This is a genomic window from Aliivibrio thorii (assembly GCF_057368585.1).
The window spans coordinates 2,124,146-2,140,570 of sequence record NZ_CM170654.1 but is presented as its reverse complement, the minus strand read 5'-3'; the positions used below and the strand labels follow the sequence as shown (position 1 = coordinate 2,140,570).

15 protein-coding genes are annotated in these 16,425 nt (G+C 38.0%); 10 read left to right on the top strand and 5 right to left on the bottom strand.

Features of this window, described 5'->3' with window-relative positions; all coding sequences use genetic code 11:
* Positions 1-20 precede the first annotated feature (20 nt).
* Entirely contained in the window at positions 21-422 is a 402-nt protein-coding gene (gene cueR, locus AC2IP4_RS09625) for a Cu(I)-responsive transcriptional regulator (RefSeq protein ID WP_486317123.1), read from the top strand.
* Between the two features lie 20 nt (positions 423-442).
* Here cueR and AC2IP4_RS09620 read toward each other — a convergent pair whose 3' ends face one another.
* The 3 genes from AC2IP4_RS09620 to AC2IP4_RS09610 all read right to left on the bottom strand — a co-directional run bounded on the left by AC2IP4_RS09620 (position 443) and on the right by AC2IP4_RS09610 (position 3,437).
* Positions 443-1,297: a co-chaperone YbbN gene (locus tag AC2IP4_RS09620; RefSeq protein WP_375322013.1), complete on the bottom strand. Its 855-nt coding sequence runs from the start codon at positions 1,295-1,297 to the stop codon at positions 443-445.
* Positions 1,298-1,628: 331 nt separating this feature from the next.
* Complete coding sequence (locus AC2IP4_RS09615) at positions 1,629-2,456, bottom strand: SDR family oxidoreductase (protein WP_375322014.1); 828 nt, start codon at positions 2,454-2,456, stop codon at positions 1,629-1,631.
* A 75-nt stretch (positions 2,457-2,531) separates the two neighbouring features.
* Positions 2,532-3,437: a TIGR01777 family oxidoreductase gene (locus AC2IP4_RS09610; protein WP_105054262.1), complete on the bottom strand. Its 906-nt coding sequence runs from the start codon at positions 3,435-3,437 to the stop codon at positions 2,532-2,534.
* A 130-nt stretch (positions 3,438-3,567) separates the two neighbouring features.
* Between AC2IP4_RS09610 and yfcE the strand changes: the two genes are divergently transcribed.
* Positions 3,568-4,116: a phosphodiesterase gene (gene yfcE, locus AC2IP4_RS09605; protein ID WP_486307095.1), complete on the top strand. Its 549-nt coding sequence runs from the start codon at positions 3,568-3,570 to the stop codon at positions 4,114-4,116.
* Positions 4,117-4,220: 104 nt separating this feature from the next.
* On the opposite strand, the gene AC2IP4_RS09600 is transcribed toward yfcE, so the two are convergent.
* Positions 4,221-4,772 carry a regulatory protein ToxS gene (locus AC2IP4_RS09600; RefSeq protein WP_375322016.1) on the bottom strand — a complete coding sequence of 184 codons (552 nt, stop codon included), beginning with the start codon at positions 4,770-4,772 and terminating at the stop codon, positions 4,221-4,223.
* Positions 4,763-5,635 (bottom strand): transcriptional regulator, encoded by an 873-nt coding sequence (locus AC2IP4_RS09595; protein WP_375322017.1) that lies wholly within the window; start codon positions 5,633-5,635, stop codon positions 4,763-4,765. The genes AC2IP4_RS09600 and AC2IP4_RS09595 overlap by 10 nt, the downstream gene beginning before the upstream one ends.
* Positions 5,636-5,848: 213 nt before the next feature.
* Here AC2IP4_RS09595 and htpG point away from each other — a divergent pair, with 213 nt between their 5' ends.
* From htpG to AC2IP4_RS09555, 8 genes are all read left to right on the top strand, one after another.
* Positions 5,849-7,756, top strand: a complete 1,908-nt coding sequence (gene htpG, locus AC2IP4_RS09590) for a molecular chaperone HtpG (RefSeq protein ID WP_486310214.1) — start codon at positions 5,849-5,851, stop codon at positions 7,754-7,756.
* A 264-nt stretch (positions 7,757-8,020) separates the two neighbouring features.
* Positions 8,021-8,665: an adenylate kinase gene (adk, locus tag AC2IP4_RS09585; RefSeq protein WP_130043098.1), complete on the top strand. Its 645-nt coding sequence runs from the start codon at positions 8,021-8,023 to the stop codon at positions 8,663-8,665.
* Between the two features lie 82 nt (positions 8,666-8,747).
* Positions 8,748-9,713 carry a ferrochelatase gene (hemH, locus tag AC2IP4_RS09580; protein ID WP_486310213.1) on the top strand — a complete coding sequence of 322 codons (966 nt, stop codon included), beginning with the start codon at positions 8,748-8,750 and terminating at the stop codon, positions 9,711-9,713.
* A 352-nt stretch (positions 9,714-10,065) separates the two neighbouring features.
* Positions 10,066-11,364 carry a trigger factor gene (tig, locus tag AC2IP4_RS09575; RefSeq protein ID WP_375322020.1) on the top strand — a complete coding sequence of 433 codons (1,299 nt, stop codon included), beginning with the start codon at positions 10,066-10,068 and terminating at the stop codon, positions 11,362-11,364.
* A 105-nt stretch (positions 11,365-11,469) separates the two neighbouring features.
* Positions 11,470-12,093 (top strand): ATP-dependent Clp endopeptidase proteolytic subunit ClpP, encoded by a 624-nt coding sequence (gene clpP, locus AC2IP4_RS09570; protein WP_012549607.1) that lies wholly within the window; start codon positions 11,470-11,472, stop codon positions 12,091-12,093.
* 86 nt (positions 12,094-12,179) lie between these two features.
* Positions 12,180-13,466: an ATP-dependent protease ATP-binding subunit ClpX gene (gene clpX / locus AC2IP4_RS09565; protein WP_060990419.1), complete on the top strand. Its 1,287-nt coding sequence runs from the start codon at positions 12,180-12,182 to the stop codon at positions 13,464-13,466.
* Positions 13,467-13,599: 133 nt separating this feature from the next.
* Complete coding sequence (lon, locus tag AC2IP4_RS09560) at positions 13,600-15,954, top strand: endopeptidase La (protein ID WP_375322021.1); 2,355 nt, start codon at positions 13,600-13,602, stop codon at positions 15,952-15,954.
* Positions 15,955-16,124: 170 nt separating this feature from the next.
* Positions 16,125-16,397 (top strand): HU family DNA-binding protein, encoded by a 273-nt coding sequence (locus tag AC2IP4_RS09555; RefSeq protein WP_065591422.1) that lies wholly within the window; start codon positions 16,125-16,127, stop codon positions 16,395-16,397.
* Positions 16,398-16,425 lie beyond the last annotated feature (28 nt).

The window sequence follows — 16,425 nt, the reverse complement described above, 5'->3', positions numbered from 1 at the left end:
CAGTTAAATGAGTAAATGAAATGAATATTAGTCAAGTAGCTAAGTTAACCGGATTAACGTCGAAAGCGATTCGTTTTTATGAAAGTAAAGGCATCATCAGAGAGGCAAATAGAAGTGCTAATGGTTATCGTCAATACACCGCAACCCAAGTTGAAGAATTGCAGCTGATTAGACGTTCAAGATTGGTTGGGTTTAGTCTAGAAGAGTGCCAAGATCTTTTAAGCTTATCAAATAACCCAAACCGCCGTAGTGCGGATGTGAAAAAGAAAACGCTAGAAAAAGTAATGGAAATAGAAGCTAAAATTCAAGAGTTAGAAGGAATGAAGCAAACATTATTAGAGCTGGCGAGTGCTTGTCCTGGAGATGAAAGTAATGACTGTCCTATTATTAAAGGGCTTACCTGTTGCTACGATAAAAAGTAGCAACAGGATTAATTCGTCAATCAGTAAAGTAGAGAATACAGTTGGCGACGGTATTTACCTGCAACTGGATTTCCTTGGCCAAGAGCAGAGAGGATATCCATCATTGTCTTCTTTACCTGCCCATCTTGAGCGTTAAGATCTTTTAATAAAATGATCATTAAAATGTCTAATGCTTCTTCTTGGCGATTTACTTGGCTGTATTGAATCGCAAGCTCTAAAGCTAGGTCCGTATTGCTTTGATCGGCATTATACTTATCTTCTAATGCTTGGATTTCTGGTGTATTTCCTGCTTGCTTGTGAAGTTCTAGTTTTGCTATTAATTCTTTGTATTTGCTGTCTTGATCCTGCATTAATATTTCAGACAACATTGCTTCTGCCTGATCATAAGCTTGAGTTTCAATATAGCATTGGGCGATATGAAGTTTAATTTGGCCATTACCACCAAAGTGCTCAAGTAAAGCGAGAAGGGTAGGAAGTGCTGCTTGAAATTCACCTTCTTCAACTAATTTAAATGCTTGGCCTAACTGAAGTTCTTCTTGGCTAGGTAAATGTTTGCTTAGCATTCCTTGAATGGCTTCGATCGTTTGAGGGCCGCCCATCCCATCAACCGCTTGGCCATTTTTAAATAAAGCAATTGTAGGTAAGGTTTGAACGCCAAATTGCTGTGCAAGACTTTGTTGTTCTTCACAGTTAAGTAGGGCGAGAGTTACTGCATCACCGTATTGTTGCGCCAATTGTTGTAATGCAGGAATGACAGCAAGGCTTTCTTGACTCATTGGGGTCCAGAAATGAATTAACACAGGGATCTGCATTGAGCCTTCGAGAATTTGTTGGAAGTTTTGTTCGTTCAGTTCAACGCTATGTTCTGGCTGCATGGTCTTTTCCTAAAATCAGTATTGTTGCTAGATATATACAGTTATATGGGGTATTGCATTGATTTTCAAGGAGCCAGGTACGAAGAAAGCCACTATGCGTAACATAATGGCTTTACTATCGTAAGCGAAGACAACTGTTAGATCAGTATGAAGACTGCAACCGCGACACTCACACAGATCCAGTTGATTTTACCTAGTGTCATATTCTCTCCTAAAACACTTTCTACCGGATATGAACGAATATACTTATGCAATATGACACTAATATTACATTTTTAGTCTTTTCTCATATTTCTTAATTATTACACTTAATCGACATGATAAAGATAAGTTAATCGCTCTTATTTAAGATTTTATCTAGGTACTTTGTTGGTAATAATCGTTTTAGAATAGCAAAGAGGTGAGTCGGAAAGGTGACTCGATAGCGTGCTTTGGGTCTAGATGAATTAAGTGCATGTAATAATGGAGGGATAATAGATTCCGAAGGCAAAACAAATGCACTGGCAGAGTTTTCTTTTTCAAGTCGTTTTTGTTGAATAAGATACTTTTCTTTATGCGGGCTTTTTTCTATATCGACCCATTTTTTAAATGCTTTCAATGCATTAGATCTAAATTCAGTTTCAATTGGCCCTGGTTCGATTAAGCTTATTTTAATATTGGTATCTGATAACTCTAAACGCAGAGTATCAGTCCAACCTTCGATAGCAAACTTTGATGCGTTATAAGCCCCGCGATATTTCATTGCAACAATACCTAAAACGGAGCTGTTTTGAATAATTCTACCTTCTCCTTGGTTTCTCATGACAGGAAGAAGTTCTGTGACTAATTGGTGCCATCCAAAGAAGTTTGATTCAAACTGCTCTTTTAATGCATCTCTTGGTAAGTCTTCTAGTGCTCCAGCTTGTCCATATGCCCCATTATTGAACAATGCGTATAATTTCCCATCAGTAAGAGCGAGTAACTCCTGAATAGCTTGAGTCACCGTTTGAGGAGCACTGTAATCCAAATGTAAGCAAGTTAAGCCCTCTTTTTGCAGTCGTTCCACATCTTTAATTTGTCTGCATGATGCAATGACTTGAAACCCGTGATGTTGTAATTGATGGGCAGCGGTATAACCAATGCCCGTAGAGCAGCCTGTAATAAAGATTGAACGTTGCATAGCTTAACTTACACTTCTGTTTATGAATGTCATTTTATAATGAATCTAAACTAAATCTATTGCAACTAGAGCTACTTAGCTCAGCAATTGTTTTAATGCTGATTCAATACGGGAATAACGAAACTTAAATCCTTCATGAACTAAACGTTTTGGACGGATTCTTTGGCTATCTGTAAGCAAAACCGCTGCTTCGCCAAGAATTGCCTTAATGATTATTGTGGGTGTAAACAGAAAGTGAGGGCGTTTTAGTGTTTTTGCTAATGTTTGACTAAAAATAGCATTGGTCACAGGATGAGGGGCAGTTAGATTATAAATACCACAACTATCGTTATTTTCTATCAGGTGTAATATAGCGAGTACCATGTCATCGATATGAATCCACGACATATATTGTTTACCATTTCCTATGGGGCCACCCAGCCCACACTGATAGGGTAGTTGCATTTTTTTAAGAGCGCCTCCTAGAGGAGATAAAACAACACCTGTACGTAAGATACAAACGCGGGTTTGCTCACTTTGGGCTTGTAAGGCTTTATTTTCCCAACGCTGGCAGATTTGGTGTGCAAAATCAGATGATAAAATTTGCGTTGTCTCATCTATATCTTGATTACCGTTATCGCCGTAATAGCCAATCGCGGATCCAGAAATAAAACAAGGTGGTGGATTAGTTGATTTAAGGCTGAGTTGAGCTAGATTATCAGTAAGGTTGCATCGACTATCGGTAATAATTTTTTTTTGTTTTTTAGTCCATTTTTTTTCAGCAATCGGCTCACCTGCAAGATTGATGACTACATCAATCTCGTTAAAATTCTGAAAAGAACTGAGATCTGAAATAAATTCAGCGTGAGGTAAAGCAAGGTGACTCAGTGTGGACTCTGCTTGTTTTGTATCACGAGTTAAAAGTATTAAATGGTGACCTTTCAGGTGATCTAATAACTTTTTTCCGATTAATCCAGTACTGCCTGTAATAAGTATTTTCATCTCGTCTCCTGCAAGATATTCCTAATATCTAATGAACTAAGTATAAATTGACTTCACTGATTGGCAACTTTCATGCAATTTTCCTTTATACTTCTGGTTTGAAGCACCTCTTTAAATTTAAGGATTCTTTGTGAAGTTATTTTTTGCCTCAGATCTGCATGGCTCATTGCCTGCAACTCAGCGTGTTATTGATACGTTTCTTGCCTCTAAAGCGGATCATTTAATTCTGCTTGGAGACTTAATTAATTTTGGTCCAAGAAACCCAATACCTGAAGGCCATAATCCTATTGGGGTTGCTGAATTATTGAATCAATATGCTGAGTCTATCATTGCAGTAAGAGGTAATTGTGACAGTGAAGTTGATCAAATGCTGCTCTCTTTTCCAATAATGTCTGATTACAATATTGTATTATTGCCAACAGGGAAAAAAATCTTTTTAACTCATGGGCATATTTTTAATGCAGATAAACGTCCTTTATTAAAGAAAGGAGATGTTATTGCGCATGGACACACTCATATAACCGTTGCTGAATGGCAAGGTGAGCAGATTATTTTTAATCCGGGCTCAACGACCTTCCCACGTAATGATAGTGGGAAACCAAGTTACGGTTTACTGGATGGAACTAATCTATCCGTTCTTGATTTTGATGGGAATATTTTGAATTCTATCGAATTGTAATCTAAGTTTGTATTCGATCACTCTTACTTAAATTTAGAACAGATATAAAAAATCCGAGAAGATAATCGTCTCGGATTTTTTATATTAAGAACTATGCCGTTAATTTAATGAGAAAATAAAATCCCTGAGCCATAGTTAAGGCTAGTCAATAATAATGTTTTATCATTAATCACATCAACACGCTTGCTTTGTTGGGCATCAATTCTAAATACTCGCATGATTAACTTTTTCTGTGCGCCAGTGAATTCTTTATTATCGCTTGATGTTACATCTTTAAATTCAATAGGGTCAATAAGAAGGTAATCACCGCTATATTCCCAATTACCGGTTTCCATCACGTTAATGGTTAGTGGATGCGTTTCTGTATCTAGGACACTATAAATAGTCAGTTTTGATGATTTAGAGTAAGTTTTATTTGGTAAGTAAACTACATTTGATTTAATGTCAGCTCGTTTTAACGGTCCCATATCTTCGTAATCAATATTGCTATCGATACGAATTGTACTCATACTTTGCCATTCTTTAGACGTCAGTAATTGTTCAACTTTACTGTCGCTTTCCCAGTAAAACCAACCACTCCCTATCATTGAAATGAGAAGAAGAATAATAGGTGAAAAGCGTTTCATTAGAGGTAACTGCTCGTCGTTTAACCACATACTTTATCTACCTCTTTTTGATTTATTAGCAAACGAACGCTAATGCTTTGATCGCTATGTTCTTCATTATGAATATAATTCAATGTAATTTGATTTGGTTGTCCACTAGTAGCGATAACTTCAATTGGCTTTAATGTATCAGTATGCTTTGAATTATAAAAAATGGTGCATTGTTCAATAAGAGGTTGCCATTGGTCGATATTAGGATGATTAATAGGAATCAATACAGGAATTTCATCGTAAATAGCGACTTGAGTAAATGCATCTGATTTTGGAGTATGATTAAAGTATGCAATGACAGGCAAGATAAACGCAATAATCAAGGTTATTGTTCCAAGCAGAGATAGGTGTGCTTGAGGTTTATTTATATTTGATGCTTCTGTGATTTTACTTGGTTGCACGCTTTCTGTTTTAACGGTATCCACAGATTCGTCAGAAGTTATGTCTTCATGACTCTCCATTGAAACAGTTGAGAGATCTTCCATTGGGTTCGTCGCAAGCTCTGTTTCTGAGTCTGACTCTTGAGCTACTGCTGTTGAAATGAATTGATACCCACGCTTAGGCACTGTTTTTACATAAACAGGTAGTTTTGTTGGATCTTGTAGCATTTTTCGTAACGTAGAGATCGCTTGAGTTAAGCTCGAATCATCAACTTCAAATCCTTGATCTCTCCATACGTATTCATGTAGTTCATGGCGACTAACAACCTTCCCTGGTTCTTGAATAAGTAGGCTTAATACGCGACTTTCATTACCACCTAAGCGGATAATTTCTTCATCATTTAATGTATCGATGAGGCTATTATCGTTTGGATCGAATAGAAACCGGTTGCCAATAATAATTTTGTTATTTTCTATATTCATTGGTTGCTAACTCAGTAATGGTGATTCTTATTTATGATATCCAAGTATCATTTTTAGAATGTCTATTTTATGTCAAAATTTATCATTACGCATTTTATAGTATAAAAAAAGCAAAAAAACAGTGTTTTTTACATTGCTTTACCTTGAATTGCCATTTTAAGACCTCATTTTAATTAATAAGTTAAATACATTGTACAATTTTGGAGTTTATTGATGAGCGAGCAAACAATTAATAATAAAGAAACACGCGGCTTTCAGTCTGAAGTGAAACAATTACTTCATCTAATGATCCACTCTTTATATTCAAATAAAGAGATCTTTTTACGTGAATTAATATCAAACGCCTCTGATGCCTCAGATAAATTGCGTTTCAAAGCATTATCAAATGGTGATTTATATGAAGGCAATGCAGATCTTGGTGTAAAACTTTCTTTTAACGAAGAAGCAAACACCTTAACCATTTCTGATAATGGTATTGGTATGAGCCGCGAAGATGTGATTGAGCATTTAGGTACAATTGCTAAATCAGGCACTGCTGATTTCTTTTCAAAACTATCGGATGATCAAAGTAAAGACTCTCAATTGATTGGTCAGTTTGGTGTTGGTTTCTATTCTGCGTTCATTGTTGCTGATGCTGTAACAGTTCGTACTCGTGAAGCGGGTGTAGCGAAAGACCAAGCGGTTCAGTGGCACTCAGAAGGTGAGGGTGACTATACAATTGAAGACATTACTAAAGAAACTCGCGGTACGGATATTATTCTTCATATGCGTGAAGACGGTAAAGAGTTCTTAAGTGAGTGGCGCCTAAAAGAAGTGATTGGTAAATACTCTGATCACATCGGTATTCCTGTTTCCCTTTGGTCTGTAGAAAAAGACAAAGAAGACAAAGAAGGCAAAGATAAAGAAGGAAAGTGGGAGCAAGTAAACAAGGCTCAAGCGCTTTGGACTCGCAGTAAATCAGAGATTGAAGATGCTGAGTATCAAGAGTTTTATAAGCACGTATCTCATGATTTTGCTGATCCACTGACGTGGAGCCATAATAAAGTAGAAGGTAAAAACGATTACACGAGCCTTCTATATATTCCAGCCAAAGCACCGTTTGATATGATGAACCGTGATCATAAAAGTGGCTTGAAGCTGTATGTTCAACGCGTATTTATTATGGATGACGCTGAACAATTTATGCCGAGTTACCTACGTTTTGTTAAGGGTTTGATTGACTCAAATGATCTTCCGCTAAACGTATCTCGTGAAATTCTTCAAGATAATAAAGTGACTCAGTCATTACGTAGCGCGTGTACTAAACGTGTACTAGGTATGCTTGAGAAAACAGCGAAGAAAGATGATGAAAAATATCAAACTTTCTGGAAAGAATTTGGACAAGTACTAAAAGAAGGCTTGGCTGAAGATTTTGCGAATAAAGATAAAATTGCCGGTTTATTGCGTTTTGCTACCACGGATAAAGATAGTTCAGAGCAATCGATGAGCTTAGCTGGGTATATTGAACGTATGAAAGAAGAACAAGATAAGATCTTCTATCTAACGGCAGACAGCTATGCTGCGGCGAAGAACAGTCCGCACCTAGAGCAATTTAAAGCAAAAGGCATTGAAGTCGTTCTAATGTATGACCGTATCGATGAGTGGCTGATGAGCTACTTAACTGAATTCGATGGTAAGCAATTCCAATCAATCACAAAAGCAGGCTTAGATTTAAGCAAGTTTGAAGATGAAGCGGAAAAAGAAAAGCAAAAAGAAACAGAAGAAGAGTTCAAATCGGTTGTTGAGCGTACTAAATCATACTTGGGTGACCGAGTGAAAGAGGTTCGTACAACCTTCAAACTAGCAACGACACCCGCTGTTGTTGTAACCGATGATTTTGAAATGGGTACACAAATGGCAAAACTTCTAGAAGCCGCTGGTCAAGCCGCTCCTGAAGTGAAGTACATTTTTGAAATAAACCCAGAACATGCTCTTATCAAGCAAATGGCAGATGAAGCGGATGAAGAAGCATTCGGTCGTTGGGTTGAAATGCTGCTTGGCCAAGCTATGTTAGCTGAACGTGGTTCTTTAGATGATCCATCGCAATTTTTAAGTGCAATGAATCAATTATTATCTAAATAATAGATAATATCGTAATCTAGATAAACGCAATGAGACCTATGCATTTTACACTAAGGTCTCATTGTTTTTTTATTGTTACGAAATAGACTCTATTTAGCGGTTATTTTTGCTTTTTTCATCGCAAGCTTGATAGCTTTATCAGTTCCGTGTATCTTTCACGACTTATTTTTATAAATAAAACTTATACCTAAGTTTATAAGTAGTTGTCATTTTTACTTGTAAGGTTTGGTATAAATTCCAAGATTATTTTTTAAGGGGAAAACAATGCGTATCATCCTTTTAGGTGCACCTGGTGCGGGTAAAGGTACTCAAGCTCAGTTCATCATGGATAAATATGGTATTCCACAAATCTCTACAGGTGACATGCTACGTGCTGCTATTAAAGCGGGTACAGAGCTAGGAAAACAAGCTAAATCTGTAATTGATGCTGGCCAACTTGTATCTGATGAGATCATCCTTGGTCTTGTTAAAGAGCGTATTGCTCAAGAAGATTGCGCTAAAGGCTTTCTACTAGATGGTTTCCCTCGTACAATTCCTCAAGCGGATGGTTTAAAAGAGAACGGTGTATCTATCGATTACGTTCTTGAGTTTGATGTTGCTGACGAAGTAATCGTTGAGCGTATGTCTGGCCGTCGTGCTCACTTACCTTCTGGTCGTACTTATCACGTTACATTTAACCCGCCTCAAGTTGAAGGCCAAGATGATGTAACTGGTGAACCTCTTGTTATTCGTGAAGATGATAAACCTGAAACAGTACTTGCTCGCCTAGGTATCTACCATGAGCAAACTGCGCCACTTATCGCTTACTACAATAAAGAAGCGGAAGCAGGTAAAACTCAGTACCTTAAATTTGATGGTACTAAGTTGGTTGCTGAAGTTAGCGCTGAGATCGAAAAAGCACTAGCGTAATCTTACGCAGTTAGTAATTTATTGTTATATTGAAGGCGACCTTATTGGTCGCCTTTTTTTATAGAAAATATGGACGATGATAGTGAATAATAAAAAAGCAGGGGTGCTACTTGTTAACCTAGGGACGCCGACTGCTCCAACAGCGTCAGCAGTAAAAACATTTTTATCTGAATTTTTACATGATAAGCGAGTGGTCGATCTAAATCGTTTTATCTGGTGTCCCTTGCTTCATGGTGTAATTCTTCCTATTCGAGCACCTAAAGTGGCTAAATTATATCAAAGTGTCTGGATGGACGAAGGTTCACCGTTAATGGTCTATTCAAAACGTCAAGCGGCAGCATTGCATTCATTTTTAAATGTGCCAGTTGAGCTAGGTATGACTTATGGAGAACCAAGCATTAAATCAGGGATTGAGCGTTTAGAGGCCCAAGGATGTGATGAAATAGTCATTTTACCCCTGTATCCTCAATATTCCCGTACTACCTCAGCAGCCGTGTTTGATCAAATTGCAAAGCAATATAAAAGCACTCCTGTGTTACCAAATTTTTCGTTTGTTCATAATTATCATGATCACCCTCTCTATATAAAAGCGCTTGCTGAGTCTATCCGTCTTTCATGGGAGAAGAAGGGGAAAGGTGATTATGTTTTGTGTTCATATCATGGGATACCACAACGCTTTGTTGATAATGGTGATATTTATGCACAGCATTGTGAGCGAACAACGGAATTGCTTGCTCAAGAATTAGGACTAACTCCTGAACAAATAGGCATGAGCTATCAATCTCGTTTTGGGCGAGAGGCATGGCTACAACCTTATACTTCTGAGACGTTAACTGAACTTACACCAAAAGGGATTAAGTCATTAGACATTATTAGCCCTGCATTTTCTTCTGATTGTTTAGAAACACTAGAAGAGTTATCAGAAGAGTGCAAAGAAATATTTATGGAAGCAGGTGGTCAAAAATACACCTTTATTCCATGTTTAAATGATGATGATCTACATATTGAAATGATGGCAGATATTGTGAGTCAGAAGATTTCTCATTAATTAAACGTATTTTTTAGAAAAAAAGTATTTATTAGGGTTGAAAAGTACTACTCATTGCCCAATTTCTTATTAAAGATTATCAACGTGTGTAGTGAGCCTCGACATAGATGGGTCAGATCGCTACAATATCGCGTCTTATTTTGCCACTTGGCTAAATGTCGTATTTTATTCAATGAAATACGCGATCTGCTTGTTGATTTCAAATGAGTAGATAAAAGAAGGTGCCCATTTGGTACCACGAATCATAGGGGTTACGGTTTCTATCTTAATTAGGCCTGTAACACAAGGATGCGACACGTATTTTTTGTCGCAAACTCAGAGAACCTGAGTCGATTTTGAGGTTTATATAAACATGCAAGTTACTGTTGAAACTAAAGAAGGCCTAGAGCGCGTTCTAACTATTACTGTACCAGCGGCAAACATTGAAGACGCTGTAAATGCTGAGCTTCTTAATATCGCTAAAAATCGTCGCTTTGATGGCTTCCGTAAAGGTAAAGTGCCAATGAAGATGGTTGCTAAAATGTACGGTAGTGCAGTTCGTAACGATAAAATGGGTGAAGTTATGCAACGTCACTTCATTGAAGCGATCGTTAAAGACAAAATCAACCCAGCAGGCGCACCAACATTTACTCCAGTAGAATTTGCTGAAGGTCAAGATTTAGTATTCACAGCAACATTTGAAATCTACCCAGAAGTAGCACTTCAAGGTTTAGACAAAGTTGTTGTTGAAAAACCACAAGTTGAAGTTAAAGACGAAGACGTTACAGAGATGCTAGAAACGCTACGTAAGCAACAATCTACTTGGACTGATGCAGACGTTGGTGCTGAAGACGGCACTCGCGCTACAATCAACTTTGTTGGTTCTATCGACGGTGAGCTATTTGAAGGTGGAAAAGCGGATAACTTCCCTCTAGAAATGGGCCAAGGTCGTATGATCCCTGGTTTCGAAGACGGTATCAAAGGTAAAAAAGCAGGCGACGAACTAACTATCGATGTTAACTTCCCTGAAGATTACCATGCTGAAAACCTAAAAGGTAAAGCTGCACAATTCGCTATCACAGTAGTTAAAGTTGAAGCTCGTGAGCTTCCAGAATTAAACGACGAGTTCGTTACTAAGTTCGGCGCTGAAGGTGGTGTTGAAGGTCTTAAAGCTGAAGTTCGTAAGAACATGGAGCGTGAATTAGCTCAAGCTGTTAAAAACAAGATCAAAGAACAAGCTATCAACGGTCTAGTTGAGCAAAATGATATCGACGTACCTTCTGCTCTTATCGATCAAGAAGTTCAAGTTTTACGTCAACAAGCTGTTCAACGTTTTGGCGGCAACGCTGATACTGCGCCAGAACTTCCACGTGAATTGTTCGAAGAGCAAGCTAAACGTCGCGTAGTTGTTGGTCTTCTTCTTGGTGAAGTAATCAAGACTGAAGAACTAAAAGCTGATGATGAAAAAGTAAAAGCACTTATCAATGAAATGGCTTCTGCTTACGAAGATCCAACTGAAGTTGTTGCTTACTACGAAGGTAATGAGCAAATGATGAACAACATGCGTAATGTTGCTCTAGAAGAACAAGCAGTTGAAGCAATCCTTGCTAAAGCACAAGTTTCTGAAAAAGCAGTTGGCTTTAACGAACTAATGAATCAACAACCTGCTTAATTTCTAAATTAATTAAGTAGTTAGTTGACTTAGTTTCACAAGATCTGCTAATAATGGTCCGAATGAAACGTCATTCGGACCATTTATTTTATAAGGGATACGGTTATGAGCTATCAAGAAAACAATGCAATGCCTTCTATTATGGATGCACTTGTTCCTATGGTTGTTGAGCAAACTTCACGTGGTGAGCGTTCGTATGATATTTATTCCCGTCTGTTAAAAGAGCGTGTTATCTTTTTAACAGGTCAAGTTGAAGATCACATGGCCAACCTAGTTGTGGCACAGTTGCTTTTCCTTGAGTCTGAAAACCCAGATAAGGATATCTTCCTATACATTAACTCTCCAGGTGGTTCTGTTACTGCTGGCATGTCTATTTATGACACAATGCAGTTTATCAAGCCAAATGTAAGTACAGTGTGTATGGGTCAAGCATGCTCTATGGGTGCTTTCTTACTCGCAGGTGGTGCTCCAGGTAAACGTTATGTATTACCTAACTCTCGTGTGATGATTCACCAACCACTTGGCGGCTTCCAAGGTCAAGCATCAGATATTCAAATTCATGCTCAAGAAATCTTAACGATTAAGAAGAAGTTGAATACGCTACTTGCTGAACATACAGGTCAGCCTTTAGAAGTGATCGAAAAAGATACAGATCGTGATAACTTCATGGCAGCAGATGATGCAGTGAAATACGGTCTTGTAGATGCTGTGTTAAATAAGCGTGACTAATTAAGAAAAAAGCAGTAACGTTTACAGCAAAGAAGGTAAGTTAGTATAAACTTACAGCATAAAGGCAACGTTTAAGAGGTTAGCAAATGACAGACAAGCGTAAAGACGAAAATAGTGGAAAGTTACTATATTGCTCTTTTTGCGGAAAAAGCCAGCATGAAGTTCGTAAACTAATTGCAGGTCCTTCTGTTTATGTTTGTGATGAGTGCGTTGATTTATGTAACGACATTATTCGCGAAGAGCTAAAAGATAATACTCTGTCTCCAAAAGAGAGTAGTGAAGCATTACCAACACCGCAAAATATTCGTGAGCACTTAGATGACTATGTTATCGGCCAAGAGCACGCGAAAAAAGTATTAGCAGTAGCGGTATATAATCACTACAAGCGTTTACGTAATGGCGATACTACAAAAGATGGCGTTGAATTAGGTAAGAGTAATATTCTACTTATCGGTCCAACAGGTAGTGGTAAAACATTACTTGCTGAAACGCTAGCTCGTTTCTTGGATGTTCCGTTTACTATGGCGGATGCAACCACTTTGACAGAAGCGGGCTATGTAGGTGAAGATGTAGAAAACATCATTCAAAAGCTACTACAAAAATGCGATTACGATCCGGCGAAAGCGGAGCGTGGCATTGTATATATCGATGAAATTGACAAGATTTCTCGTAAGTCTGAAAACCCATCAATCACACGTGATGTCTCTGGTGAAGGCGTTCAGCAAGCACTACTGAAATTGATTGAAGGTACAATTGCCTCAGTACCACCTCAAGGTGGTCGCAAACACCCACAACAAGAGTTTTTACAAGTAGATACTTCTAAGATCTTATTTATCTGTGGTGGTGCGTTTGCAGGCTTAGATAAAGTAATCGAGCAACGTGTTGCAACAGGAACTGGTATCGGCTTTGCTGCTGATGTTCGTTCTCAAGATGATAAAGCAACTGTCGGTGACTTATTGAAGCAAATTGAACCTGAAGATTTAGTTAAATTTGGTTTGATCCCTGAGTTTATTGGTCGTTTACCAGTAACAACAACATTAACTGAATTAGATGAAGAAGCGTTGATTCAAATTCTAAGTAAGCCTAAAAATGCATTAACTAAGCAATATGCTGCGTTATTTGATTTAGAAGGCGCAGAACTAGAATTCCGTGAAGATGCGTTGAGAGCGATTGCGAAAAAAGCAATGAACCGTAAAACGGGTGCCCGTGGTCTTCGTTCAATTTTAGAAGCGATATTATTAGATACTATGTATGAATTACCATCGAAAGAAGGTGTTTCTAAAGTAGTTATCGACGAATCTGTAATTAACGGTGAGTCAGAACCACTGTTAATGTTTGAAAACACAGAAACGAAAGCAATATCTGCAGAATAGTCGATATCAGCTAATAAACAGTACAAAAAGGAGGCATTGGCCTCCTTTTTTATTTTTAATTGAAAATAATGTTGAATCTTAGCGACTTGTCCCCATATTATTTCTATAGATACTGACGGAAAGAGAGAAGAATATGAACCTGGAGCGTTCCGAGCGCATTGAGATACCAGTTCTGCCATTACGTGATGTAGTGGTGTATCCGCATATGGTTATTCCACTATTTGTGGGCCGTGAAAAATCGATTCGTTGCTTAGAAGCAGCAATGGAGCAGAATAAACAAGTCCTACTTGTGGCACAAAAAGAAGCTGCTAAAGAAGAACCACAATTAGATGACTTACACGGTGTTGGTACAATTGCGACAATTTTACAATTATTAAAACTGCCTGATGGCACAGTTAAAGTATTAGTTGAAGGTCAGCAGCGTGCAAAAATCCATCAATTTTTAGAAGCTGATTTCTTTACAGCCGACGCTGAATTTTTACTGACTCCGATTATTGATGATGCTGAACAAGAAGTGATTATGCGTTCTGCAATTAATCAATTCGAAGGCTTTATTAAATTAAATAAAAAAATCCCACCAGAAGTGCTAACGTCACTTAATGGGATTGAAGATGCAGCGCGTCTTGCAGATACGATTGCCGCTCATATGCCTCTAAAATTGGTTGATAAGCAGGAAGTGTTAGAGCTTACTGATGTTATCGCACGTTTAGAGTTTTTAATGAGCATGATGGAATCGGAAATCGATTTATTACAAATCGAAAAACGTATCCGTGGTCGTGTTAAAAAGCAGATGGAAAAAAGCCAACGCGAGTACTATTTGAATGAGCAAATGAAAGCAATTCAAAAAGAACTTGGTGATTTGGATGATGCTCCTGATGAATTTGAAGCTCTACAACAAAAAATTGTAGATGCCAAAATGCCAAAAGAAGCTCAAGAAAAAGCAGAACAAGAGCTTCAAAAGTTGAAGATGATGTCTCCAATGTCTGCTGAAGCAACCGTGGTTCGTAGCTACATCGATTGTATGGTTGGCGTGCCTTGGTTTAAACGCTCAAAAGTGAAAAAAGATTTAGCCAAAGCAGAAGAAATCTTAAACGCAGACCATTATGGTTTAGAACGTGTTAAAGAACGAATTCTTGAATATTTAGCAGTACAAAGCCGAGTAACGAAACTTAAAGGTCCAATCTTATGTTTAGTTGGTCCTCCTGGTGTTGGTAAAACGTCACTTGGTCAATCTATTGCTAAAGCGACGGGTCGTAAATATACACGTATGGCTTTAGGTGGTGTTCGTGATGAAGCCGAAATTCGTGGTCACCGTCGTACTTACATTGGTTCATTACCAGGTAAACTAATTCAAAAGTTATCAAAAGTTGAGGTAAAGAACCCACTTTTCCTATTAGATGAAATTGATAAAATGTCATCTGATATGCGTGGTGACCCAGCATCGGCACTTCTTGAAGTATTAGACCCAGAGCAGAATAATAAATTTAGCGATCATTACTTAGAAGTTGATTACGATCTTTCTGATGTCATGTTCGTTGCAACGTCTAACTCAATGAATATCCCAGGTCCATTGCTTGACCGTATGGAAGTGATTCGTTTATCTGGTTATACCGAAGACGAAAAACTGAATATTGCTAAGAATCACTTGTTGATGAAGCAAGTAAAACGCAATGGCCTTAAAGATCATGAAATTGAAATTGATGACTCAGCTATTATGGGCATCATTCGTTATTATACTCGTGAAGCGGGTGTACGTAGCTTAGAGCGTGAAATTTCTAAATTATGTCGTAAGGCAGTTAAACAAATCTTATTAGATAAATCGATTAAGAAAGTAACCATTAATCAAGATAACCTAAAAGATTTCTTAGGAGTTCAACGCTGTGATTATGGTAAAGCGGATGACGAAAACCGTGTAGGTCAGGTTGTTGGTTTAGCATGGACTGAAGTTGGTGGTGACTTATTGACGATTGAAGCTGAATCAATGATTGGTAAAGGCAAGTTAGCTTATACCGGTTCTCTTGGTGATGTAATGAAAGAGTCAATTCAAGCTGCGATGACCGTTGTGCGTACACGTGCAGATAAATTAGGTATTAATCCTGATTTCTATGAAAAACGTGATATTCACGTTCACGTACCAGAAGGTGCAACACCAAAAGATGGCCCTAGTGCTGGTATTGGTATGTGTACCGCTTTGGTATCAAGCCTAACTGGTAATCCTGTTCGTTCAGATGTTGCTATGACAGGTGAGATTACTTTGCGTGGTGAAGTCTTACCAATTGGTGGTCTAAAAGAAAAATTATTAGCAGCGCATCGTGGTGGTATTAAAACTGTCATCATTCCAAAGGATAATGAACGCGACCTAGAAGAGATCCCAGCAAATGTAATTGCTGATCTATCGGTTCATCCAGTTAAATGGATTGATGAAGTCTTAACCTTAGCACTTCAAAATGACCCTCAAGGTTTTAGTCTTGAGCAATCTAAAAAGTGACGTGTAGCAAAAAACGTTGATATAACAGGGCTGACAGGTCGAAATGACTTGTCACTTTATATTGATGCAGCTAAGTTAAACCTTATTGCGTGATCATAACTTCACACATTTATAATCAAAATATGGACTCGTTCATTAATCATTGAACGAATAATTTAAAGGGGAATACCGTGAATAAATCTCAATTAGTCGATCAAATTGCTGAAAATGCAGATATCTCAAAAGCAGCTGCTGGCCGTGCTCTAGATGCATTAGTTGAAACAGTAACAGAGACACTAAAAAGTGGTGATCAAGTAACGCTTGTTGGTTTCGGTTCATTTGTTGTTCGTGAGCGTGCTGCTCGTACAGGTCGTAACCCTAAAACAGGCGAAGCGATTGAGATTTCTGCTGCAAAAGTACCTGCATTTAAAGCTGGTAAAGCACTTAAAGATGCGTGTAACTAAGCGAAATATAGATAAAACTCTACACAAG

What these genes read in the sequence shown, in the direction of transcription:
- lon (WP_375322021.1), top strand. Translation starts at nt 13,600, where the DNA reads ATGAACCTGGAGCGTTCCGAGCGCATTGAGATACCAGTTCTGCCATTA.
- AC2IP4_RS09620 (WP_375322013.1), bottom strand. Translation starts at nt 1,297, where the DNA reads ATGCAGCCAGAACATAGCGTTGAACTGAACGAACAAAACTTCCAACAA.
- AC2IP4_RS09610 (WP_105054262.1), bottom strand. Translation starts at nt 3,437, where the DNA reads ATGAAAATACTTATTACAGGCAGTACTGGATTAATCGGAAAAAAGTTA.
- adk (WP_130043098.1), top strand. Translation starts at nt 8,021, where the DNA reads ATGCGTATCATCCTTTTAGGTGCACCTGGTGCGGGTAAAGGTACTCAA.
- AC2IP4_RS09600 (WP_375322016.1), bottom strand. Translation starts at nt 4,772, where the DNA reads ATGTGGTTAAACGACGAGCAGTTACCTCTAATGAAACGCTTTTCACCT.
- AC2IP4_RS09615 (WP_375322014.1), bottom strand. Translation starts at nt 2,456, where the DNA reads ATGCAACGTTCAATCTTTATTACAGGCTGCTCTACGGGCATTGGTTAT.
- htpG (WP_486310214.1), top strand. Translation starts at nt 5,849, where the DNA reads ATGAGCGAGCAAACAATTAATAATAAAGAAACACGCGGCTTTCAGTCT.
- clpX (WP_060990419.1), top strand. Translation starts at nt 12,180, where the DNA reads ATGACAGACAAGCGTAAAGACGAAAATAGTGGAAAGTTACTATATTGC.
- cueR (WP_486317123.1), top strand. Translation starts at nt 21, where the DNA reads ATGAATATTAGTCAAGTAGCTAAGTTAACCGGATTAACGTCGAAAGCG.
- tig (WP_375322020.1), top strand. Translation starts at nt 10,066, where the DNA reads ATGCAAGTTACTGTTGAAACTAAAGAAGGCCTAGAGCGCGTTCTAACT.
- AC2IP4_RS09595 (WP_375322017.1), bottom strand. Translation starts at nt 5,635, where the DNA reads ATGAATATAGAAAATAACAAAATTATTATTGGCAACCGGTTTCTATTC.
- clpP (WP_012549607.1), top strand. Translation starts at nt 11,470, where the DNA reads ATGAGCTATCAAGAAAACAATGCAATGCCTTCTATTATGGATGCACTT.